The sequence below is a fragment of the Microvirga makkahensis genome (assembly GCF_009830105.1).
GTDB lineage: Bacteria > Pseudomonadota > Alphaproteobacteria > Rhizobiales > Beijerinckiaceae > Microvirga > Microvirga makkahensis.
Map to the genome: position 1 here is coordinate 184,274 of NZ_WURB01000007.1, position 23,325 is coordinate 207,598.

Genomic DNA, 23,325 nt, shown 5'->3' on the forward strand with positions numbered 1-23,325 from the left:
CCGGCGAGGCCGCCACGTGGCATGCCTCACCGGATCGAGGACCAGTGCGGTTTGAACGATTCCGGTCAGGAGACAGCGTGAGGAGGCCCGATGCGCTGTCTCCATTTCAAGAGATCACGCTGTCACTACTGAGCCAGCCAAGCATTGAAGCGCTTGTTCAGTTCCTCGATGTTGTCGATCCAGAAATCGGCATCGAGCGCAACGGCATTCGAAAGGTTTTCCGGCGCCGTGGGCAGGTCCTTCTGCAAATCGGCGGGCACCTTCGCCGCGGCCTCCTTGTTCGGCAGACCATAGGCAATGTACTCCGGCAACTTCACTTGGTTCTCAGGCTGGCTCGCGAAGGCGATGAAATCCATCGCCTGATCCTTGTTGGGGCTGTCCTTGAGGATTACCCAACTGTCGATAGCATACAAGCTGCCGGGCCAGACGACCTTGAAGTTCTTGCCCTCTGTCTTGTTGATGCCCGAGATGCGCCCGTTATACGCCGACGTCATCACCACCTCGCCGGACGCGAGAAGCTGCAGAGGCTGTGCGCCGGATTCCCACCAGACGATATGCGGCTTGAGCTGATCGAGCTTTTTGAACGCGCGATCGACGCCTTCCGGCGTCGCCAGCACCTTATAGACGTCAGCGGGCGGGACGCCGTCGGCCATCAGGGCGAACTCAAGGGCGTATTTCGGTCCACGCCGAAGGCTGCGCTTGCCCGGGAACTTGTTGACGTCCCAGAAATCGGCCCATGATTTTGGCGCTTCCTTCAGTCGGTTGGCGTCGTAGCTCAGCGCCGTCGACCACACGATGGCACCGACGCCGCAATCGTCCACAGCGGTTGGCAGGAACTTGTCCTTGCCACCCAGCTTGTTCCAGTCGATCTTCTCATAAAAGCCGTCGGCACAACCGAGCGCCAGTTCCTCGGCCTCGACCTGAACCACGTCCCAATTGGGAGTGCCCGCCTTGACCTTGGCCGCCAGAACGCCGATGCCGCCATCCCAACTCTCCTCAAGAACGGGCTTCCCGGCCTTCTTGGAGAACGGCTCGAAGTAGATCTTGCGCTGGGCATCTTGGTAGTTGCCGCCCCAGGAAACCACCGTGAGATCACGGGCCTGAACGGCTTGTACGCTGCAACCGATGAGCAAGGCGGATACACAGCCGGCGACAGAAAGCATCTTCGCGGTATTCATCGTTTATCCCTCTGTTGGTGATTTTTCCTCTGGGGAAGCCGAGCATAGCGTGGCGATTTAACGACTGCCAAGGCCGATCCTTCCAGAGAATAATCACCATCTTATTTATGTGAAATTGCGGCGTCGAGGCGCCTCCTCATTCTGAGAGGGGCGTGACCGGGCTGATGATGGCGCTATCCCTACCGAAACGATGGGGGACCCTGCTCTCGAAACAGGAGACGCCGCCTCGGCCGCGCCGCGAACGACAACCCCGGCTGTCCGGACCAAGTGGGCATCCGGTGTGCCAAATCCGCGCCGCTCCCGTCGGTCTCGTGCAGGCATTACCATGGGAACGGCTGATCGGTCGTCCGTTGCGCGATAGCACAAGGGCATGCAGCCCTCTCCCATGTCGCTACCGGCTCCCACTCCTCTTCCGCTGCAAGCCCATTCTTTTGGCTAAGGTGGATCTCGAGGCGAACCTGATCTGCAGGAACGACGTTGAACCTGAATGGGCTGCTTGGCCGTTTAAAGACGAGGTTCAGCCGTGTTGAGTTTTGAAGCCGTTGAAGAGGTCTGTGAGAGCAAGCAGACGACGCTTGTCATCCACCCGGCGATCCGCCGCGCGATAAAGGGATACGAGGAAAGCTTTTACGTCGGCTTGCGCTGCTACCTAGCGGGCGAGTCCGATGGCCTGTACTTCCTCCCTCTCCCGGGGGGTGGCTACGTGCGTCTCGTTTTCTCGAAGCGGGTCTCGTCGGGAGGGCACAAGCTCCTGAGGATCGACCCGCTGACCAAGCAGGGGCTGGCGCGGATCAAGGCTTCTCTGTACTGACGAGGCTTGGCGCAACAGCACTACGTAGCCTCCATTGAGTGCCACGCCCCCTGCATTTCAGCATCAGGGCAATCATCCGCCAGCGGACGTGCCGCTGCCATGTCGGACGCAGCCTCGTCGGCGAATGGTGGGGCACGCCATTCGCACGCCAGGAGCCCTGACGTCCTCACCGATAGCCGGAGGCCTGTAGCTCGAACAACTCGGCGTAACGCCCGCCCGAGGCAACAAGCTGTTCGTGCGTACCGGACTCCGCGACCTGCCCGTTCTCCAAAACGAGAATGCGGTCCGCCATCCGCACCGTCGAGAACCGGTGCGAGATCAGAACCGCGGTCTTTCCTTGGCTGAGATCCCGGAACCGTTGGAAGACCTCATATTCCGAGCGTGCGTCGAGAGCGGCGGTCGGCTCGTCCAGGATGAGCACCTCGGCATCCCGCATGTAAGCGCGAGCGATGGCGATCTTCTGCCATTCGCCCCCGGAGAGATCCGCCCCCTCATGGAACCGTTTGCCGAGCGGTTGATCATAGCCTCGGGGCAGCCGTTCGATGATGCGATCGGCGAGGCTGCGCTCCGCCGCCTGCTGGATCCGGGCGCGGTCATCGGTGACTTCGATCCGGCCCGCCCCGATGTTCTCGCCGGCCGTGAAATGAAACCGCACGAAATCCTGAAAGATCACGCCGATGTGGCTCCGCAGGTCGGCCAGATCGTATTCGCGCAGATCATGGCCGTCGAGAAGGATTCGTCCCTCGGTCGGGTCGTAGAGGCGAGCAAGGAGCTTCACGATCGTAGTCTTGCCGGCCCCATTCTCCCCGACCAGAGCCACAATCTCTCCGGCTCTCAGCGTCAGGCTCAGGCGACGGACCGCCCAGCGATCGGAATCCGGATATCGGAAACCCACGTTCTCGAACACGATCCCCGACCGCAGCGGCTGCGGGAACGGCCGCGGGTTCGGGGGCGATGCGATGCTCGGGCGGACATCGAAGAATGAGAACAGATCCTCCAGGTAGAGCGCCTGCCCCGCAATCTGGGAAAACCCCAGAAGCAATCCCTCGAGCAGGCCGCGCAGGCGAAGGAAAGAGCCGGACAGGAACGTCAGGTCCCCGATGCTGAACTCGCCTTGGACAGTCCGCCATACGATCAGCGCATAGGCAAGGTAGTAGGCGCAGGACGCGAGGGTAGCGAAGAGCGTGCCCCATACGGCACGACGGATCGCCAGCCGCCGGTTGTCCACATACATGCGGTCCGCGAAGCCTCTGAAGCGCTCGACCAGGAAGGCGTTGAGACCGAAGAGTTTGACCTCCTTTGCGGTTTCGACGCTTGAGCCAAGGTAACGGATGTAATCAAGCTTGCGCCGTTCCGGGGTGCGGAAGTAGTTGAGCCGGTACCCTTGAGCGTTGAAATGTATCTCGCCGACAAATGCCGGCAGGAGCGCAAGGATGATCAGGAGGATGAGCCAGGGCGCATAGGCAAGCAGGCCAGCGGCGAGCGACAAGGCCGTGAGCACGTCCTGGACCTGCCCGAAGATCTGGGTCAGGAGAGTGGTTCGCCCGGTAACCTGACGGCGAGCCCGCTCCAACCGGTCCTGCTGATCGCTGCTCTCGAACTGCTCAAGATCCAGCGTCGTTGCATGCTCCATCAGGCGCACGCTGGCGAAGTTGCTGTAGCGCTCTGATAAGAGACTGTCGACGAGGGAGCTCGCTCGGCCCAGAAGATCGGCCACGATGGCAAGGCCAAGCTCGAGCAGGAGCAGCCCGCCGAGAACATCAAGCCGCCCGCTCCCGATCCACTCGCCGAGGCTTCCGCCAGGCGGGGGGAGCCGGGTCTGGGCCACGACCTCATCGATGATGAGCTTGCCGACATAAAGGACCAGAATGGGCAGGGCCGAGCGGGTCAGCCGCAGCCCGAAGCTCGCGGTCGTGAGTCCTGGGCTTGCCTGCCACACCAGGCGGAACAGGGACGGGAGGTGACGCAAAGCGCCGATCCGCTCACGCAGGGAGCGGCTGGCGGGGAACACGGGAGCGGCCATTCCATGAAGATGGAGCCCAGGTTCCCCTCGTCGAGCCAAGGGTTTGCCGCAGCCGGGTTGGACCCTTTGCTAATATTGCCGCACTTGCATAATTTCCCCTGTGCTGGCCCCGAGCCGAGCGCGCTCCGACTCGGAGCCTCGAGGCACATCAGCCGTGAAGCGGTGAAACACTCTTGAGGAGATCCCCCATGGACATCCGACTTGCCGGCTCGATCGCAACCAGGCGCGCTCCCGCTGATGCATTTACCGGCACGGTCTGGCACGACCCAATCATCGAAGCGCCGGCTCCCGCCCGGGTTCGCGCCGCCCGCGTCAGTTTTGAACCAGGTGCCCGAACCGCCTGGCGGGCGCACCCGCTGGGCCAGACCCTGCATATCGTCTCCGGAGTCGGGCGGATTCAAGCCTGGGGCGGACCTGTCCGGGAGATGCGGCCGGGCGACACCGTTTGGATCCCGCCGGGCGAGAAACACTGGCACGGGGCCTCCCCCAGCATCGGCATGATCCATCTGGCCATGCAGGAGGGGCTGGACGGATCCCACGTCACTTGGCACGTCACTTGGCACGTCACTTGGATGGAGCGTGTCACCGACGAGCAGTACAATGCCGCAACGGAGGCCTGAACCAAACGTCCTCACCCTCGGCTCCTTGCTCGTCATCCACAAGGACCAAACACCAAACCGTCTCGGAGAGCGCCATGACAGATCATGACCATGACAACCCCCACGACCAGCACGAGCACTGGAAGCATCACGGCGTTCAGGTGATCAAGGGCGACCGCCTCGACCCGAACACGGCCCAGACTCCGGGCATGTTTCGCCAGGCCGCGATCAATCATGCACGCGTGGGGGCCCAGAAGATTTGGGCCGGTACGGTTTCGATCCAGCCGAATGCCAAGACCGGGGTGCACCACCACGGTGAGCTGGAGAGCGTGATCTATGTGGTGCGAGGCAAGGCCCGCATGCGCTGGGGCGAGCGGCTGGAATTCGTCGCCGAGGCCGGCCCCGGCGATTTCATCTATGTACCCCCCTTCGTGCCCCATCAGGAGATCAACGCCAGTCCCGACGAGCCCCTCGAATGCGTTCTCGTGCGCAGTGACAATGAAGCCGTGGTGGTGAACATCACCGATGTGGACCCGGTCGAACGGCCGGAGGAGGTTTACTGGATCGACCCGATCCATAAACAGCCGGATTAGGGGCGGGAGCCCCCTGAGACAAGCTCAAGGGCGAGCCCCGATGTTTCACCCGGGCGGCGTGGGTTTGTTCTGCCCACCCGCGAGATCAACCCCGACGGACTTCACGCCCACATGCAAACCTACAGGATGCTGGAGGAACGCTTTGCCCGAACCAGCTCGACCAAGGATGCTTCCGTTCCACTGATAACGACACTCGGGACATCCTCCCTGCTTTCGACCAGCTCCCATATCGTCGTGCAACGGGTCCGATCAACCGCCCTTAGGCCATCCAAACCTGCACGTTGAGGGGCTGGCGTGGTTCTGTCGGGAACAGCTCGGCGCCGGCGACGGCGCTCCTGAACGCCGCCCCCGCTCCTGCGTGGCGCCAGGATCAGCCAGGGCGGCATTCCAGGCAGATGCGGACATCCCTCCGGCTGGCGATCGGTGACTTCGCGCCGCTACGGACTTGGCTGCGCACCAACGTTCATGTGAAGGGGAGCCTGATGACCGCCGATGAGCTGCTGGCTACCGCGACCGGGCAGCCGTTGACAGCGGAGGACTTCCGCGTTCACCCCCGGGAACGGTCACTCGCGCACGGGGGCTTGTGCCCGATGTGCGCTGACCCATGTTTTCGCGGGACCGGATTTGATCTGCGGGCAAGCGGCAGGAGAAAGGTCTGAGAGACGAATGAATGCGATCAGCTTCAGCTTAAGCCGGATAGCCTGCCGCACCCTCATCCTTCTGTCCGGGACGCTCGTGACCCTCGGGCTCTTTGCCGAACAGGCAGCGGCGCAACCCGATCCTGATCCGTGCCGGCCGGTCCGGTTTGCGGACAGCGCCTTCGTGGTCTGCACGGTAGATCTGCGCCGGTACGACGTGAGGCTCTTCTGGCGCGGGCCGGACGGGAACGTGCTCGGCTCGTTCAGTCGGCTGAGAGAGACGCCGGACGGGGCACGCCTGGCCTTTGCGATGAACGCGGGCATGTACCACGAGGATCGCTCGCCCGTCGGACTTTACGTCGAGAACGGCAAGGAGCTGAAGGCGGCCAACACCAGGAGCGGACCCGGAAACTTCCACCTCAAGCCCAACGGCGTCCTCTATGTCAAAGGCAATCGAGCCGGCGTGTTGGAGACAAACACTTATCTCAAGCGGAAGATCAGGCCGGACTACGCGACACAGTCAGGCCCGATGCTCGTCATCAATGGACGCATTCATCCCAAATTTTCGGAGCGGAGCACGTCCTTGAAGATCCGCAACGGTGTCGGGGTGAAAGACCACCACACGGTGGTGTTCGCGATTTCGGAAGATCCTGTCACGTTCAGCACATTCGCCAGATTGTTCCGCGATCGACTCGGCTGCGCCAACGCCTTGTTCCTGGACGGCAGCGTTTCCAGCCTCTACGCGCCCGCACTGGAACGCATGGACTCGCTCCTGCCTATGGGTCCTATCGTCGGAGCTTTGCGGCGGCGTCCATGATGCGGAGACGTTCTTCGCCGCCGGCCGGCAAGGGGGTACCGATGCCGCGCGGGCCGGAACGAAGAGGGCGGTCAACCTGGAGGCGATCTGAGGCGATCTCAGCACGCCGCCTCCCATCCGGATTGTGGAGCGGCCAGAACCAGCATTCGGCCCCTCGCAGGGCCCTTCGACCTGCTGAGTGAAACCTCCAGACCGCAGGCTCGATCATCGCGGCCGTCGTCGAGCGCGATCTGACCCGCCGAATTGAGAATATGGGCGCCTTCAGTACGGCAGCACGCGGCGGGATCGTTCCGCGAGCTTCTGCTCGCGGTCGATCAGAGCCAGCGTTGCCTGGATGCGCGGAGGAAGCGGCTGCCTGATGACCTCCGCATAGATCGCGCGCAGATCTTGTCCGATCAGGCGCAGGAGTTCCGTATCCGAGATTGCTGAAGATCGTCTCCCGTCCGATCCATTCTCCATTCCGGCCTCCTGATCCGCATCAAGACCTTGGGTACAGCGTCGTTAGGCTCTCGTTAACCATCTTATTTTTTTCTGTGGAAACCGGGCAGAACCCTCCCGGCGCCCGACTTTCGCCCTTGCCTGTGCATCATTGCGGAAACTTCGCGATTTCCCTCGGGCGATGCCTGTGTCAACCCGAATCGCCGCAAAAAAGCCGCGAAACATATAGAGAACATATGATATTCGGGAAAGAGAGCATCCTCGTCGGCGGCGCCATCCAGCGATCCAGTCGGAGAGGCCGGGAGCGACTCCGGCAGGCGCCATGAACCAGATGATTCGTCCCTCGCATGTGGATCAGCGGCCTGCCCTCGAGACGCTCGCGGGCTCGGTCGAGCGCGTCACCTTCCATAATCCGGAGAATGGCTTCGCCGTCCTGAAGGTCCATATCCGGGGCAAGCGCGACCTCGTGACGGTCGTGGGGCATACCCCGGCGGTGTCGCCCGGGGAGTGGATCACGGCAAGCGGCTTCTGGATCAGCGACCGGACCCACGGGCTTCAGTTCAGGGCCGAGGTGCTCAAGACTACCCCGCCGACCGGCGTCGAGGGCATCGAGAAATACCTCGCGTCAGGTCAGATGCGCGGCATCGGCCCGGCCATGGCCAAGCGCATCGTGGCAGCTTTCGGCGAGGACACTTTCGAGATCATCGAGGCTCAACCGGAGCGCCTGACCGAGGTCCAAGGCATCGGTCCTTGGCGAGCGGCGAAGATCGTGGCGGGCTGGGCCGATCAGAAGGCGGTGCGGGAGATCATGATCTTCCTGCACGCGCATGGGGTCGGCACGGCGCGAGCCGTGCGCATTTTCAAGACCTACGGCTATGAGGCCGTTCAGGTCATGACCGAGGACCCATATCGTCTCGCCAAAGACGTGCGTGGGATCGGCTTCAGGACCGCCGACGCCATTGCGGCTAAGCTCGGCATGGAGAAGACGGCCCCCCAGCGCATTCGGGCAGGCATCTCGTTTGCGTTGCAGACCGCTACCGACGAGGGCCACTGCGCATTGCCGGTCGAGGCGCTCACCCGTCTGGCCGAGCAGTTGCTCGAGGTGGACGCGGCGCTGATCCGCACAGCCGTGGTCGAGGAACTGTCAAAAGGCGAGATCGTCTCGGATACGATCGGGAATTCGACCTGCCTGTTTCTCAAAGGCCTCTATCTGGCCGAGCAGGCCATTGCTGCCCGGCTGATCGAGCGGGCCTCCGGCCCAACACCCTGGCCCGAGATCGATCTCGACAAGGCCATTCCTTGGGTGGAGAGCCGCACGGGCAAGACCCTGGCAGCGTCGCAGCGCGAGGCTCTGAAGCTGGCGCTCGGCTCCAAGGTAACGGTGGTGACCGGCGGTCCCGGCGTGGGCAAGACGACGCTGCTCGATACGATCCTGCGTCTGCTGGTGACCAAGGGCGTTCGGGTCGCGCTGGCCGCGCCGACAGGGCGCGCGGCCAAGCGCATGACCGAGCAGACCGGGCTGGAGGCCAAGACCATCCATCGCCTGCTGGAGATCGACCCCAAGCACGGCGGCTTCTCTCGAAACGAAGAAAACCCGCTCGACTGCGACCTGCTCGTGGTGGACGAGACCTCCATGGTGGACGTGCCACTGATGAATGCGCTCACCAAGGCGGTTCCGCCCCAAGCGGGTCTGCTGCTGGTGGGCGACGTGGATCAGTTGCCCTCGGTCGGCTCAGGGCAGGTGCTGGCCGACATCATTGCTTCGGAGCGTATCCCCGTTGCCCGACTATCCGAGGTCTTCCGGCAGGCGGCAGAAAGCCGGATCGTGGTGAACGCCCACCGCATCAACAGGGGCCGGATGCCCGAGCCGCCGAAGGCTGGAGAGGAGAGCGACTTCTACTTCGTCGAAATCAACGATCCCGAGGAGGGCGTGCCGAAGATCATCCAGATGATCAAGGAGCGCATACCACGCCGGTTCGGGCTTGATCCGATGAGAGATATCCAGGTTCTCTGCCCCATGAACCGGGGCGTACTCGGCGCCCGAAACCTCAACATCCAGCTCCAAGACGTGCTCAATCCGAACCCTCCTGCCAAGGTCGAGCGGTTCGGCTGGCGCTTCTCGCCGGGCGACCGGGTGATGGAGACACAGAACGATTACGACCGGGAGGTGTTCAATGGCGACCTCGGCACGGTCGTCGGAATCGACGACGAGGAGGGAGCGCTGATCGCCTCCTTTGATGGCCGGGAGGTGACGTATCCGTACGGCGAACTCGATACCTTGGTGCCCGCGTATGCAACCACGATCCACAAGTCGCAGGGATCAGAATATCCCGCCGTGATCATCCCGGTGGTGACGCAGCACTTCACGATGCTGGCCCGCAACCTGCTCTATACAGGGGTGACGCGAGGCAAGCGTCTGGTCGTGCTGGTGGGACAAAAGAAAGCCGTGGCTATGGCGGTCAGAGGTGGTCAGATGAAGAGGCGCTGGACCAAGTTGCGGGACTGGTTGGTCATTGACCGGATCCAGCCTTCATAGGCCTGTCCGGCAGAAGGTCGATCGGGCGGCCGGTACCCAGCATGCTGCCGCGCCCCACGCTTTCCCTGAGGTGATAGAAGCCGCGTCATGCCACTGCTCGCCTACACCCACTCCGGGGAGCCGCTTGTCGCACCTCTGCTGTCCGATCACGAATGGGAGCACCTGCGATTCGCACGAAACCGCGACGCGTGGATGCCCTATGGGAAAGGACGGGCCATTCCCAAGGTCTCACGCCTCGGAACACGATTTTTCGCTCATCCTCCCGGACAAGCGTCTGCAGGGGCCCAGGAAAGCGACCTCCATCTCTCCATCAAAGCCCAAAGCCTGCTCGGAGCCCAGGCCGCGGGCTGGGAGGCTCTCCCCGAGCAATCCGGAACCACGCCCGATGGCCGCGACTGGCGGGCTGATGTCCTGTGCCGGCGGCCAGGGAAGGCCTGGACCGTCGCCGTCGAGGCCCAGGTTCAGCTCCAGGGCGAGGAAACCTACCGCCAACGGCAGGAGCGCTATGCCGCTTCCGGCATTCGCGCCCTCTGGCTGGTCGCTCACGAGCCTGCGGTCCTGCACCGCTACTGGCGCGAGCCCGATCCGGATCTGCCGGCCTTCAAAACCACGGTCGGGAACGATCAGCATGGCCGGCCGGAGGCGCAGGTGCAGATCGATGGCTTATCTCTGAGCATACCTGAGTTTGTCTCCGGCGCGCTCAGCGGCAAGCTGCACTGGTCTGGAAACGGCCGGCACGGGATTCTCATGCTCGTTCTCCGCACGGACCAGTGTTGGCATCGCACCTGCCGAAGGGCTGTCCTCTTGGCTTACAGGGCCGAAACGCTCCGGAGGATGCCGCTCGACTTCGGGGCGATCCGGACGATGCACGGTTATGACGACGCTTATGCCAGGGCGCGAGCGGCTCTGCCCGACCTCGCCGACAGCCCGTGGCCGTTCAGAAATGTCCTCGCGTCACGTTGCCCTCACTGCCGGCGGGAGATCCGGTACCACAGCCATGACTGGGAAGGTCAGGACGTTCTCGATGTACCGATCGGCGTCGATGTCGGTGAGCAGGGCCGACGCCTCGGCTTGACCCCGCACGCACGATGGCATTGGGGGCCTCAAACCCGATGGACGCGCTGGGCTCCCCTTGGCGGCGTCGGCCTCGTCGCACATCGCCGTCTCGCGATGCGTCCGAGGCGCCTCGGCCCCAGGACGGGATGATGCATCTCGCGGACGAAGCACCGGTTGCGGTGGCGTCCGTGGTCCGGATCGGCGACCTGCCAAAGGCCATCCCCGCGGCGCGGACCCATTGCCGCCTCAGGTCCCGCAGAAGGTCTGATAGACCCGCTCGTGGGGCTCCGGCGGCTCGGCGTAGTGCGCAAACGCCGGCTGATCCTCATAGGGTTGCGAGAGAACCATCAGAAGCTCCTCGAAGGGAGCAAAGTCGTCCCGCTCCACCGCAGCTTGGATCATGGTCTCCACGCGATGATTGCGTGGGATATAGGCCGGATTGACGGCTCGCATGGCCGCCCGGCGGGTTGCAGCGTCTTGCGGTTCCTGGCTCAGCCGTTCGCGCCAGCGGACAGCCCAGGCATCGTAAGCAAGCGGGTTGATGAAGAGGTTTCGGACGGCCTCGTCCGCTTCGGGTCCGGCGGCGGCATCGCTGAGCCGCCGGAAGGTCAGGGTGAAGTCGGCCCGGTTCTCGGCCATGGCCTTCAGAAGATCCGCGGCAAGCGTCGGGTCCTCTCCGCGCTCCGTCAGCAGCCCAAGCTTGCGCCTGAGCCCTGCGTGATAGGCCGCCTCAAACTTGCCTGAGAAGGCTTCGAGCGCCTCATTCGCTTCCGCGACAGCCTTCTCCTGGTCCTCGGACAGGAGCGGCAAAAGCGCCTCGGCCAGCCGCGTCAGATTCCAGAGGCCGATGCGCGGCTGGTTGCCATAGGCATAGCGGCCGTGCTGGTCGATGGAGCTGAAGACCGTTGCAGGATCATAGGCGTCCATGAAAGCGCATGGGCCATAGTCGATCGTCTCGCCCGCAATGGACATGTTGTCGGTGTTCATGACCCCGTGAATGAAGCCGATGTGCAGCCAGCGGGCAATGAGGTCTGCCTGGGCGGCAACCACCTGGTCCAGGAGCGCGCGATAGGGCCTGTCGCTCTCGGCGGCCTGTGGGTAGTGCCGGCGGATGACATAGTCCGCGAGAAGGCGCAATCCCTGCACGTCCTGCCGGGCTGCGAAGAACTGGAAGGTGCCGACCCGGACATGGCTCGAGGCCACCCGGGTGAGAACCGCTCCGGGAAGCAGCGTCTCACGGACAACCGTCTCGCCAGTCAAAACGGCCGCGAGCGCGCGCGTTGTCGGCAAGCCAAGCGCCGCCATCGCCTCGCTGACAAGATACTCGCGCAGGACAGGCCCCAACGCCGCACGCCCGTCACCACGGCGCGAGAAGGGTGTCGGACCTGAACCCTTGAGCTGAATGTCCCGGCGGAGGCCGCTTCGATCAACCACTTCGCCGAGAAGAATGGCCCGGCCGTCGCCGAGTTGCGGCACGAACTGCCCGAACTGATGCCCGGCATAGGCCATGGCGATGGGCTCCGCCGCATCCGGAACGCGATTTCCGGACAGAATGGCAACTCCTTCGGGACCGGCGAGGCGATCCGGGTCAAGGCGGAGTTGCCGGGCAAGATCCCGGTTCAGCCGAATGAGCCTCGGAGCGGTGACCGAGCTCGGCGTTAAGCGCGCGAAGAAGCGCTCCGGCAGGCGGGCGTAGGTGTTGTCGAAAGGGAAATGAACTGTCATCGGACCGGTTTCACCATCAAGACCACGTAAAATCGGATGCGCGCCCCTGAAAACAAGAGCAGGAGGGCACATCCAGCTGAAGCGGGTCAGCCGCGCCCTGTTCTTGGTCCTGGACCGCGCTCCGACCATTCTGTCCTGGAAAACGACTACCGCTCCCGCTCGACGAAGCGGTCCTCGACGTCAATGATCTCCCTTGCATGGGGAGCTTGTGCCGTCCTGCGGAAGGCGCCATCGCAGGAGCATGCCCGTAAAGATGGATACAGGAATGAGGATCAGCGCGAGACCGGCAGCCAGGACAATCAGCAAGAGGCCTAGCGGAACGGCGGCAGCTCATGAGGGTGGCGCTGTTCGCATGACCAGCTTGCCTGTGGTCTCGCCCGATTCCAGAGCGCGATGAGCCTCAGCCACGTCCACCAGCGCGAAGGAACGGACCTTCGGCACGGCGATCTTGCCCTCGTCCACCCAGGCTGTCAGGTCGTTCACGGCGGCCTGCAAAAGGTCGGCGCGGCCAAAGAGAAACGACAGATTGAACGCCACCACACCTCGGTTCTCGGCTGTCATCAACAACGGATTGAATCGCGGCATCTTCAGCATGCCGAGAGCGGCCTTGAGATAATTGATGCGCCCACCCCGTTTGGGCAGCAGGGTGTGGAAACCATAGACCAACAGCTTCCCGGTCGGCCGCAGATGCGCATAGCTCTGCGCCAGAGTTTCGGGGCCGTTCGCATCGAAGATCAGGTCATAGCCGTCGGGGCACAGGCGTCTCGCCTCCCTCCAGAGCGAGTGAGTGGACTTGTCGATGACGGCGTCAGCACCGAGCCGGCGCACATACTCGACCTTGTGGCTTGCTCCCACCACGCCGGTCGTGTCCAGACCGTGCAGCTTGCACAACTGGACGAGTGCCGAGCCGACTCCGCCGCCGGCCGAATGCACGAGCACCCTCATGCCGGGCCGGATCACCACGTTCTGCAGCAGGCCATGATAGGCCGTGAGATGGACGGCCAGGAACCCCGCGGCCGCCTCATAGTCCAGCGCCTCGGGCTTGGGCCAGACGAGATCGGCCGGCGCGCACACATGCGTGGAATAGCCGTTGAACAAGGTGACTCCGAACACCGCATCACCGGGCTTCAGGTGCCTGACCTCACGGCCAACCTCCTCCACCCGGCCGGCATATTCGAAGCCGGGCGTGATCGGCCAGCCCACGAACCGGCGCGCGGCCTCGTACACGCCCCAGCGAACGCAGATGTCGGCGTAGTTCACGCCCACTGCCTCGGTACGGATCAGGACCTGACGATCGCCCGGTTCCGGCACCGGGTGGGTTTCGAGCGTCAGCTGCTCGTAACCGCCGGCTTTGTGAATGACCACCTTGTGCATCAACTCCGGATGTCCATGCCTGCGACGACTGGGATAGGGGAGAATGTGCCGCAAATCCAGGCTCGAGACAAAGAGGCGACATCCAGCCCTGCCAAGATTTCAAGCGGCAGCCGGCTCGAACTGCTCAGCATGTGGCAGGTTCGAATTACACGTACAGTTCGCCTGTCCTGTGCGCGTCATGTGGATCATCTCAGCGCCGCTCAGGATAACGCGGGCGCTACTCAGCGCCTCAATCCCGAGCATGGGTCGGATCCGCCTCTTGACGGCGCGATGATCCGGCTCGGGACGATTGTTGCAGCTGACAGACTTCGGCACGCCAGGTTCTTGAGACACAAGCCCCTGCGACATCTCCGTTGACCTACCTGAGCCCGCCGGTTCTGTCATCAAGTGCAAATCGACGCTCGGGGCAAATGAAGATCCGATCCGCCCGATCCTGCAGCTCCTTGGACTGTTTGTTCATGCCAGACCATTCGATCACCAGTCACCGCGTCGATACCTGCGATTTCAAGGTGCTCCGCACCGTCTCCCTCCGGTTGCCTCTGAACCGCCGGAATCCGAACCAGGTCATGGGTCGCTTCCTGCCCTTTGACATAGGCTTTACACTGCGATTAGCGTAGTTCTCCCTTAGGGCATGAAGATCGATATGCAGCGAAGGCTGCCTAACTGCTTCCAAGCTACATAGGGTGTCTTAGCTTCGAAAAACAAAACATAAAACTCAGGAAACGCATCATGAAGAGACGAACTTTTCTTGCCGGTACAGCTGTTGCTGCGGCGGCCGGTCCGATTGCATCCCCGGCCATTGCTCAGCCACTGCCCGAAGTACGCTGGCGACTTGCGTCAAGCTACCCCAAGTCCCTGGACACACTCTACGGTGCTGGCGTGCAAATCGCGAAGCGTGTTGCGGAGGCAACCGATAACAGGTTCCAAATTCAGGTCTTCGCCGCAGGCGAGATCGTCGGCGGCTTGCAAGTGCTCGACGCGGTTCAGAACAATACCGTCGAGTGCGCCTACACGCTGTCGAGCTACTTTATCGGCAAGGACCCGACCTTCATGTTTGAGGCCTCCGTGCCCTTCGGTCTCAACGTGCGCCACCATAACGCCTGGATGTATCATGGCGGCGGCCTTCCCCTCGTAAGGGACTTCATGAAGGTTCATAACGTCTACAATATCCCGGCGGGCAACACCGGGGCACAGATGGGCGGCTGGTTCCGGCAGGAGATCAAATCGGTCGAGGATCTGAAAGGCCTCAAGTTTCGCATTGCCGGAATGGGAGGCCAAATTCTGTCTCGCCTCGGAGTTGTTCCCCAGGTCGTCGCCGGAGGGGATATTTACCCCGGCCTGGAGCGCGGAACACTCGATGCCGTCGAGTGGGCGGGGCCCTATGATGACGAAAAACTCGGGTTTCAGAAGGTCGCGAAATACTACTACTACCCGGGCTTCTGGGAGGGATCCGCTCAGACGTCATTCTATGCGAATCTGGAACGTTGGAACGCGCTGCCGCCCTACTATAAGGCGGCACTCGAATCCGCATGTGCCGAGGCTAACGTCTGGTGCGTCTCGAAGTACGATGCTGAAAATCCGGATGCTCTTCGGCGCCTGATCGGTGCCGGCGCAGAACTGCGGGCATTCCCCAAGGATGTGATGGATGCCGCCTACAAGCAGGCCTTTGCCCTCTATGGGGAGATCGCGGCTGCCAATCCGCGGTTCAAGACAATCTACGACGCTTGGAGCGCCTTCCGGGAGAAGGAGCTTGCCTGGTTCCGGCTGGCGGAGCTGCCATACGATTATTACGTCTACTCGCAGCGAGCCTGAGCGACCTTCTGTCTCCCCAAGCGCTCAGCAGCTAGGCTGCTGAGCGTCCTCATCGGTCACGTGACCGCATTCGAGGCGCTCACACCATCGCCTGTTCTATCCGGCAGAATGGCTGAGGAATGTCCCACCACGTAGCGAAAGAGCTCTATCGTGCCCCACCCTGAAGCTCGATCCCCCTTGCCCATGGACGCACATCGCAAGGCCCACCATACTATAGTTGTGACCGGTGCTGCCGGCGGCATTGGATTTGCTATCACACGCCGATTGCTGCGGGATGGCTGGCATGTGGTCGCGACCGATATCGACCAGAATGCCCTGGATGCTGCGGCTTCGACGGTCGACGCCAGATCGCAGTTCCATCCCATCCAAATGGACGTGGCAGATCGCTCCAGCGTAGCCGCGGCAGCTTCGGCCCTCAGCACCAATGGCCAAACTGTCGCTGGCCTTGTGAACGCCGCTGGCCTTCTTCAGGATGTCACGGCCTTCCTGGCTATGAACGAGCACCAGCAGCGCACCATCTGGAATGTGAACTATTTTGGCTCCGTTATCTGCACACAGGTGTTCGGCGAGCAAATGGCTGTCACCGGTGGCGGATCGATCGTGAATATCACCTCGATCAATGAGCACCGTCCCCTGCCGTTGCATGCATACGCGCCAGCGAAAGCGGCACTGGGCGCACTTACGACACTTACTGCAGGCGAGCTTGGCCGTGCAGGAATACGGGTCAATGCCATTGCGCCTGGCTTTACCCTCACACCAATCCTCAAAGGCAAGATCGCTGCTGGCAAGCGCGATGTGAAGACGATCAAAGCTCATACCGCGCTAGGCAGGCTCGTCGAGCCGGATGAAATAGCAGCAGTCGCAAGCTTTCTCATGTCCGACGACGCGAGCGCAATCTCCGGAGCCAGTATACCGGTTGATGCAGGTTGGCTGGCTACATCCCACTGGATGAATTTCGCGGACCTTCAGCATGGATCGCAAGATACCGATGCCGGGGCAGGACAGCCCGACTAGGAGAACTCTAATGATCGTGAAAGATCAATTGCCGACATCTCGCCCCGATAATGATGCGATTGCGCTGACCATCGAAACGCTGGCCGTCCGCTTCGGTGATCGGTTCAGCGCGAACAGAGCGGTTCGTGAGCAGCATGCCAATATCACCAGCTGGCACCCGGTTAAACTTCCGGACGGCGTGGTATATCCGGAATCCACGGCCGAGGTCAGCGAGATTGTCTCTCTCTGCGCAAGACACCGTATTCCGATTATCCCATTTGGGGTCGGAACATCCCTCGAAGCAGGTGTGAATGCGCCGTTCGGCGGCATCTCGATTGATATGGGACGGATGTCTCGAATCGTTGCTGTCAACGAAGACGACATGGATTGTATCGTCGAGGCGGGCGTGACGCGCAAGCAGTTGAACGCTCACCTCCGGGCGCAGGGCTTATTTTTCCCGATCGATCCCGGCGCGGATGCAAGTTTAGGAGGCATGGCGTCCACCCGAGCGTCGGGCACAAATGCAGTCCGATATGGCACGATGAAGGACAACGTCCTGGCATTGACAGTCGTGATGCCCGACGGCTCGATCCGCAGAACCGGCACACGCGCCCGCAAGTCTGCAGCTGGCTATGACATTACGCGACTGTTTGTCGGCGCCGAGGGCACACTCGGCATCATCACAGAGTTGACTGTCAAGCTACATGGTATTCCACAGACTATCGCTTCCGCCGTTTGCCCGTTCCCTGATCTTGAGTCGGCGTGCAACGCAGTCATCACGACTATACGCTATGGCATTCCGATCGCGCGGATCGAGCTCCTGGACGAGGTTCAGGTTCATGCCTGCAACGTTCACTCGAAACTGACCTTGCCCGAGACGCCAACGCTCTTCCTTGAGTTCCACGGCACGGAGGCTGGAGTGCAGGAACAATCAGAGACAGTTGCGGAAATTGCGAGCGATTTTGGCGGAGGGCCATTCGACTGGGCTGTCCGGTCCGAGGACCGCACAAGGCTCTGGGAGGCCCGCCACAATGTGTATTGGGCCTGCCTGGAGCTTCGGCCCGGCTCAAAGTTTATCGCAACCGACGTTTGCGTCCCTATCTCTCGCCTGGCCGAATGCATGGTTCAAACCAAAGCCGACATAGAGGAAACAGGCCTTGTGGCTCCGATCGTTGGTCATGTGGGTGACGGGAACTTCCATGTATCAGTCATGGGTATGACGGACGATGCCGAGGAGATGACACGGATAAAGGCATTTATCGACCGTCTCAATCTGCGCGCCATAGAAATGGACGGAACATGTACTGGCGAGCACGGCATCGGAGAAGGAAAGCGGGAATTCCTGATCCGAGAGCATGGGGACAACGTGGATACAATGCGAGCTATCAAGGCCGCCCTGGACCCTCACAACATTATGAACCCGGGGAAGATCTTCTCGTCGGTGCCGCTTTAGCCAATTGATCTGGATGAGAGCGGGCGATGCTGGGTGGGGCGCTAGTCCTCAAGGGACCATCTTGTGGAGCCGATGCTGCCTCGTCGACATTGTCCCTTCGCGTTGCCTGATCCAGCAGGGCAGAATCGATGATTGACTCGCATCTTGACAGCCTCGAACATCTCAACCGATGAACTTCGACATCCGAGGCCACGAACCATGAATTTGTCATTCCTGCTTCGACAGCGAGTTGAAGACGGCCGCCCCGTCCGCGCGGCCCTCATCGGCGCCGGCAAATTCGGCTCCATGTTCCTCGCCCAGGTGCCGACGATCGTGGGACTCGAGGTCACGACGATCGCCGATCTCGATCCAGACCGGGCGCGCGGGGCCTGCCGCACCGTCGGCTGGGATGAGGGTAGGATCGCGGGCACCCGCTTCTCCACCAATGGGCTTGAGGCGTGCGATGCCGAAGACGTGGAGGTGGTGATCGAGGCGACCGGCCATCCGGAAGCGGGGATCCGGCATGCGCTGGCAGCCATCGAAGCCGGCAGGCATATCGTGATGGTCAATGTGGAAGCCGACGTCCTCGCCGGACCGCTGCTGGCTGAGCGGGCACGGGAGCGCGGGATCGTCTATTCCATGGCCTATGGTGACCAGCCGGCGCTGGTGGCCGAGATGGTGGACTGGGCGCGGGCGGCAGGCTTCACGGTGGCGGCTGCGGGCAAGGGAACCAAGTACCTTCCGCATTACCACACCGTCACACCGGACGAAGTCTGGGCCCATTACGGCCTCACGCCCGAGCAGGCCAAGGCGGCCGGCATGAACGCGCAGATGTTCAATTCCTTCCTCGACGGAACGAAGTCCGCCCTCGAAATGGCCGCGATCGCCAATGCCTGCGCCCTCGACGTGCCGGAGGACGGACTGGCCTTCCCGCCCTGCGGCGTCGACGACCTCGCCCATGTCCTGCGCCCGCGGGCCGCTGGCGGGCAGCTCGATCATGACGGCATGGTGGAGGTCGTGTCCTCGCTGGAGCGCGACGGCCGGCCCGTGTTCCGGGATCTGCGCTGGGGCGTCTACGTCGTGCTCAAAGCCCCGAACGATTACGCCGCTGCCTGCTTCAAGCAGTACGGCCTGCCCACCGACACCACCGGCCGCTATGCGGCCATGTACAAGCCTTTCCACCTGATCGGCCTCGAGCTGTCGATCTCGGTCCTGAACGCAGCCCTGCGCGGCGAGCCGACCGGCTCCACGCGCGAGTGGCGCGGCGACGTCGCCGCGGTCGCCAAGCGCGATCTCAAGGCCGGGGAGACCCTCGACGGAGAGGGGGGGTACACGGTCTACGGGCGCCTGGTTCCGGCATCCCGCAGCTACGCCCGGCGCATGCTGCCGATCGGCCTCGCTCATGGCGTCCGCCTGACCCGCGACGTCCCTGCGGGATCGGTCGTGACGGAGGACGATGTGAGCCTCGACGCCGACCGGCTGGCTATCCGGCTCAGAAGGGAAATGTGCAGCCGATACGGCGCTCACAATGCCGCCGGCGCTCCGATTGCTTGAGGGGCGGAGCTGGCTCTTCAATGGCAGCGGCCCTGAATTCAGGAACCAGGGGTACGGGCGGGACGATCGCTCCTTCGGGAAAGAGGATCCCGCCACGAAACACAGGCGAGTTGGCGCGCATCCTGACCGCCGCGGGCCTCAGCGGAACGTCTGCGCCCGGAAACGCACTCCAGTAGCCGTGGATCTTACCCCATTCATTCCACTGGCACCCGCCCCACGGATGGAAGCTTCGATGAGCACCTCGCAATGCTTCTCGCCGATAAGCAGAGGCGCCTGCGGAGCATCACGCTCTCTCTGCAATGCGTCGGCGAGCCACCAAGAGTTGACGGAGAGATGCGCCGGTAGTTGATATTCGGCTCGGCTCACAGACCCTGTCCCTGCACTGCCGACGGCGTTCACTCCTCCAGCGGGAGCAGATGGCTCGCGGATGGATCTGATGCGGGCTCCAGGCGCTCGCGTCGCCGGAAGCCCGCTGTTCATTCGCGGAAGTGTCTCTTCCCGTCCCTGGCCTGGGTCAGCCCTTGACGGCCGTTATGACGACCTCAATCAGGGCGCCACCACCCAGATCCGCCACGCCGACCGTAGCCCGCGCCGGAAGATTGTCGCCGAAGAACTCGGTCCAAACCGCATCCATCTCCTTCTTGTGCGACAGATCGGTGACGAAGATGGACGCCGCAACGACCTTTGTCGCGTCGGTGCCAGCCTCCTTCAGATATCCTTCCACTTTACCCAGGATGTTGCGGGTCTGCTCACCCATGGACACGCTGGTGTCGTCAGCAATCGTGCCGCCGATGTAGACGAAGCCATTCGCCTCGACGGCGCGGTGCATGATCGGCGTACGGATGTTTCTTTGGATCGTCATCTTGTCCTCTCTCAGGTTGAAAAATCAGGTGGCGAAACGCTCCACGCGCAGACCGTCGATCGGCGTGTTCGTGTTTCCTGTCGCAATGAGCTCCGCCATAACCGCGCCGGTTCCGGGTCCGAGCTGGAATCCGTGCAGCGAAAACCCGAATTGGTGGAAAAGCCCCTCATGCCTGGCACTTGGACCGATCACGGGCAGATCGTCCGCGGTCCGCGCCTCGATCCCGGCCCAAGCCCGCACCACCGTCGCATTGCGCATGATCGGGAAAAGCTCCCAAACTGTGCGGGCGCTCTCCTGGAGCTTGCGCCAGTCCAGCACCGTTTCGCCGCTGTCCTGATACGGAGTCGCAAGATGCCCTCCCCCGATCAGCACGGTTCCATTCTCGAACTGCTTGAATGAGAGCTTGCGCCCACGCAGGATCACGACCGGCCTGATGAACGCGGGCACGCGCGATGTGATCATCAGCATAGGAGCGACCGTCTCGACCGGCACCGGCTCGCCTAGGGAAGCAGCGATGCGTCCTCCCCACGCCCCTGCTGCATTGACCAGCACGGGAGCCTCGTACGTCTCGCCCCCTGCATCGACGCGCCAGAGCCTACCATCCTTGCGGATATTGGTCGCCTCCACACCTTCTCGCACAACGGTTCCGAGATGCTCCGCCTGACGCCGAAAGGCGGTTGTGGTCTGTGCCGGATTGGCGGCACCGTCGCGTCGCGATACGAGCCCGCCCGGGCATGTCTCGGCAACGGCAGGAACAAGCTTGCGCAGCTCCTTCGCGTCGATCAGCTCCTCATGCGAGAAGCCGCGCATGTTCAGATCCGCGACACGAGCACGACAAATCTCGAGCTCCGCCTCATCCTCGGCGACGAGCACCTGCCCATGACTGTCAAAGCCACAGGAATCTCCGACGAGATCCTGAACGTTCTCCCAGACATCCATGGAGCGGATCGACAGGGGAATCTCCGCGACATGGCGGGCCAGTTGGCGCACTCCACCGGCATTCACACCCGAGGCATGCCGGCCCGCATAGTCCTTCTCGATGAGCACCGGCCGAAAATCACGGAGGCACAGGTGCAGGGCCGTCGAGCAACCATGGATGCCGCCGCCGATGATGATTGCATCGGCTCTCAGGGTCATCCGCGCACCACAGCCTTCGTTGCACTCTCGTCTTTCGGCAGGGAGGCAAGCTCCGAGAGCGTAATAGGCTTCACCGGCGCCCGTAGGCGATAGTAGCCGATTTCCTCAGGAGTTTTGCCGCGAGCGTCCGCCATCAGTTCCGTCACAGTGAGCCCGCACAGGCGCCCCTGACACGGCCCCATACCCGTGCGACGATAGGCCTTGAGCTGGTTCGGACCAGTCGCGCCGATCGCCACGGAATCCAGAATATCCTGCGCCGTCACCTCCTCGCAGCGGCAGACGACCGTATCTCCCTCGGGAATCCGGAATTGTTTCGGCGGCTGGAACAGAACATCCAGGAACCTCCGCCCACGTTCAACCTTTGCCAGGGCGGCCCGAAGCGTATCCATGCTCGGAGCCTTCGCGCCGGCCTCTGGCTTGAGGGCTTCGACAGCGGCTCTCGCAGCAATGCGGCCGCGCGCCACCGCAGCGAGGACACCGGCGATGCCAGCGCCGTCACCTGCGATGGCAATCCCATCGACAGAAGTCCCGCAGTTGGAGTCAAGAACGGGAACCCAGCAGAGCTGGATCTCGTCCCACTGGTGTTTTACCCCCGCGGACATGGCAAGATTCACGTTCGGAACAACACCCTGGTGCAGCAGCAGCAGGTCCGCCGGCGCGGTAGCGCTCCGGCCCCTTACCTCATAAGTGACGCGTTCAAGCCGGCCGTCACCGGATGCGGCGATCTTCGTGACCCCGCTGACGACGCGCACCTTCGATCGTACCTCCCGCATCATGGCAAGACCCTTGAGGAGGTAAGGTGATCTGAGAAACGCCGCTGCATGTGGCAGGGCACGGAGGTAGTTGAGACGCTGTGTGGTGTCCAGGATAAGGTCGATCTGCCCGCCCATGCGCAGGATTTGCGCGGTCAGCAGCCAGAACAGAGGCCCTTGCCCCGCGACAACCGTTTTCCCGCTAGGGACCAAGCCAGAGGACTTTAGGACGGTTTGCGCCGCACCCGCCGTCATCACGCCTGGCAGCGTCCATCCGGGAATCGGAAACGGCCGTTCGAGAGCACCCGTCGCCAAGATCACACGCCTGGCCCGTATGAACTGTGATCCCCCGCCGACCGAAATCCCAAGCTCCAAGTGCGGATCGAGGCTCCACACCGTCGCGCCCTGCAGGATTTCGGCGCCACTCGCACGCACCTCCTCGACAAGCTTTGAGCCTGCCCAGTAGTCGTCGCCGAGCAACCGAGTCTGCTTGAGCGGTGTCGAAGTAACCGCGCGCCAAACCTGTCCACCCGGCCCCTGATTCTCGTCGAGCAGCAGTGTGGATAGGCCGGACTGCGCAGACAGGCTCGCAGCCGCAAGTCCTGCCGGTCCTGCGCCGATGACGGCGACGTCGTACTCATCGCGCATGGGTCGATTGCTAGTCATCGGCCGATCTCTCTCTTGCCCTTCTGGATTTCCACCTGCATGCCTGGACGCACCGGAACGAGACATCCCTGTCGGTTCCCCATCCCGTCGATGGTGACGAGGCAGTCGAAGCACACTCCCATCATGCAATATGGAAGGCGTGGCGCTCCGCTCACCGCAGTCTGTCGCCGTACGTCGAGGCCGGATGCAAGCAACGCGGCTGAGACCGTGTCGCCTTCCCGCGCCATCACCGGGCGGCCATCGACGAAGATCTCGACCGGCTGCCTGGCATCACCATCAAATCGCTTGAACATTCACCGTCTCCCGGGCCTTACGTCGCCCCTATCCCT

Annotated in this window: 19 protein-coding genes and 1 pseudogene; 11 read left to right on the top strand and 9 right to left on the bottom strand. The window is 62.6% G+C overall.

Features of this window, described 5'->3' with window-relative positions; all coding sequences use genetic code 11:
• Positions 1 to 125: 125 nt before the first annotated feature.
• Positions 126 to 1,100: pseudogene (locus tag GR328_RS12170) on the bottom strand (ABC transporter substrate-binding protein); the annotation flags it as partial.
• A gap of 601 nt (positions 1,101 to 1,701) precedes the next feature.
• Here GR328_RS12170 and GR328_RS12175 point away from each other — a divergent pair.
• Positions 1,702 to 1,989 (top strand): hypothetical protein, encoded by a 288-nt coding sequence (locus GR328_RS12175; RefSeq protein WP_160884793.1) that lies wholly within the window; start codon positions 1,702 to 1,704, stop codon positions 1,987 to 1,989.
• A 166-nt stretch (positions 1,990 to 2,155) separates the two neighbouring features.
• On the opposite strand, the gene GR328_RS12180 is transcribed toward GR328_RS12175, so the two are convergent.
• Positions 2,156 to 4,012 carry an ABC transporter ATP-binding protein gene (locus GR328_RS12180; RefSeq protein ID WP_160884794.1) on the bottom strand — a complete coding sequence of 619 codons (1,857 nt, stop codon included), beginning with the start codon at positions 4,010 to 4,012 and terminating at the stop codon, positions 2,156 to 2,158.
• Between the two features lie 188 nt (positions 4,013 to 4,200).
• On the opposite strand from GR328_RS12180, the gene GR328_RS12185 reads away from it, so the two are divergent.
• The 4 genes from GR328_RS12185 (at position 4,201) to GR328_RS12200 (ending at position 6,659) form a co-directional block, all read left to right on the top strand.
• Positions 4,201 to 4,632, top strand: coding sequence for a (R)-mandelonitrile lyase (locus GR328_RS12185; RefSeq protein ID WP_160884795.1), 432 nt, complete (start codon positions 4,201 to 4,203; stop codon positions 4,630 to 4,632).
• A gap of 74 nt (positions 4,633 to 4,706) precedes the next feature.
• Positions 4,707 to 5,204: a cupin domain-containing protein gene (locus tag GR328_RS12190; protein WP_160884796.1), complete on the top strand. Its 498-nt coding sequence runs from the start codon at positions 4,707 to 4,709 to the stop codon at positions 5,202 to 5,204.
• 395 nt (positions 5,205 to 5,599) lie between these two features.
• Positions 5,600 to 5,863: a carboxypeptidase M32 gene (locus tag GR328_RS12195; protein WP_160884797.1), complete on the top strand. Its 264-nt coding sequence runs from the start codon at positions 5,600 to 5,602 to the stop codon at positions 5,861 to 5,863.
• Between the two features lie 7 nt (positions 5,864 to 5,870).
• On the top strand, positions 5,871 to 6,659 hold the full coding sequence (locus GR328_RS12200) for a phosphodiester glycosidase family protein (RefSeq protein WP_160884798.1): 789 nt from the start codon (positions 5,871 to 5,873) through the stop codon (positions 6,657 to 6,659).
• Positions 6,660 to 6,920: 261 nt separating this feature from the next.
• Here GR328_RS12200 and GR328_RS12205 read toward each other — a convergent pair whose 3' ends face one another.
• Complete coding sequence (locus GR328_RS12205) at positions 6,921 to 7,118, bottom strand: hypothetical protein (RefSeq protein WP_160884799.1); 198 nt, start codon at positions 7,116 to 7,118, stop codon at positions 6,921 to 6,923.
• Positions 7,119 to 7,419: 301 nt separating this feature from the next.
• Between GR328_RS12205 and recD2 the strand changes: the two genes are divergently transcribed.
• Both recD2 and GR328_RS12215 read left to right on the top strand, forming a co-directional pair.
• The gene (gene recD2, locus GR328_RS12210; RefSeq protein WP_160884800.1) at positions 7,420 to 9,633 is read left to right on the top strand and encodes an SF1B family DNA helicase RecD2; all 2,214 of its coding nucleotides are present in this window, start codon (positions 7,420 to 7,422) and stop codon (positions 9,631 to 9,633) included.
• A gap of 87 nt (positions 9,634 to 9,720) precedes the next feature.
• Entirely contained in the window at positions 9,721 to 10,839 is a 1,119-nt protein-coding gene (locus tag GR328_RS12215) for a hypothetical protein (protein WP_160884801.1), read from the top strand.
• A 96-nt stretch (positions 10,840 to 10,935) separates the two neighbouring features.
• On the opposite strand, the gene GR328_RS12220 is transcribed toward GR328_RS12215, so the two are convergent.
• Positions 10,936 to 12,414 carry a protein adenylyltransferase SelO gene (locus GR328_RS12220; RefSeq protein ID WP_160884802.1) on the bottom strand — a complete coding sequence of 493 codons (1,479 nt, stop codon included), beginning with the start codon at positions 12,412 to 12,414 and terminating at the stop codon, positions 10,936 to 10,938.
• A gap of 330 nt (positions 12,415 to 12,744) precedes the next feature.
• On the bottom strand, positions 12,745 to 13,788 hold the full coding sequence (locus tag GR328_RS12225; protein ID WP_160884803.1) for a synaptic vesicle VAT-1 family membrane protein: 1,044 nt from the start codon (positions 13,786 to 13,788) through the stop codon (positions 12,745 to 12,747).
• 729 nt (positions 13,789 to 14,517) lie between these two features.
• Between GR328_RS12225 and GR328_RS12235 the strand changes: the two genes are divergently transcribed.
• The 4 genes from GR328_RS12235 to GR328_RS12250 all read left to right on the top strand — a co-directional run bounded on the left by GR328_RS12235 (position 14,518) and on the right by GR328_RS12250 (position 19,579).
• Positions 14,518 to 15,600, top strand: coding sequence for a TRAP transporter substrate-binding protein (locus GR328_RS12235; protein WP_160884804.1), 1,083 nt, complete (start codon positions 14,518 to 14,520; stop codon positions 15,598 to 15,600).
• 183 nt (positions 15,601 to 15,783) lie between these two features.
• Complete coding sequence (locus GR328_RS12240) at positions 15,784 to 16,614, top strand: SDR family NAD(P)-dependent oxidoreductase (protein WP_160884805.1); 831 nt, start codon at positions 15,784 to 15,786, stop codon at positions 16,612 to 16,614.
• 10 nt (positions 16,615 to 16,624) lie between these two features.
• Positions 16,625 to 18,046: an FAD-binding oxidoreductase gene (locus GR328_RS12245; protein WP_160884806.1), complete on the top strand. Its 1,422-nt coding sequence runs from the start codon at positions 16,625 to 16,627 to the stop codon at positions 18,044 to 18,046.
• A gap of 198 nt (positions 18,047 to 18,244) precedes the next feature.
• Complete coding sequence (locus tag GR328_RS12250) at positions 18,245 to 19,579, top strand: NAD(P)H-dependent oxidoreductase (RefSeq protein WP_160884807.1); 1,335 nt, start codon at positions 18,245 to 18,247, stop codon at positions 19,577 to 19,579.
• A 514-nt stretch (positions 19,580 to 20,093) separates the two neighbouring features.
• On the opposite strand, the gene GR328_RS12255 is transcribed toward GR328_RS12250, so the two are convergent.
• Genes GR328_RS12255 through GR328_RS12270 form a run of 4 tightly spaced genes read right to left on the bottom strand, consistent with a single transcriptional unit; the run spans position 20,094 to position 23,289 of the window.
• Positions 20,094 to 20,441: a RidA family protein gene (locus GR328_RS12255; RefSeq protein WP_160884808.1), complete on the bottom strand. Its 348-nt coding sequence runs from the start codon at positions 20,439 to 20,441 to the stop codon at positions 20,094 to 20,096.
• A 24-nt stretch (positions 20,442 to 20,465) separates the two neighbouring features.
• On the bottom strand, positions 20,466 to 21,578 hold the full coding sequence (locus tag GR328_RS12260) for an NAD(P)/FAD-dependent oxidoreductase (protein ID WP_160884809.1): 1,113 nt from the start codon (positions 21,576 to 21,578) through the stop codon (positions 20,466 to 20,468).
• Entirely contained in the window at positions 21,575 to 22,996 is a 1,422-nt protein-coding gene (locus GR328_RS12265; RefSeq protein WP_160884810.1) for an FAD/NAD(P)-dependent oxidoreductase, read from the bottom strand. Before GR328_RS12265 ends, GR328_RS12260 begins: the two co-directional genes overlap by 4 nt.
• Positions 22,993 to 23,289, bottom strand: coding sequence for a (2Fe-2S)-binding protein (locus GR328_RS12270; protein WP_160884811.1), 297 nt, complete (start codon positions 23,287 to 23,289; stop codon positions 22,993 to 22,995). The genes GR328_RS12265 and GR328_RS12270 overlap by 4 nt, the downstream gene beginning before the upstream one ends.
• Positions 23,290 to 23,325: the final 36 nt, after the last annotated feature.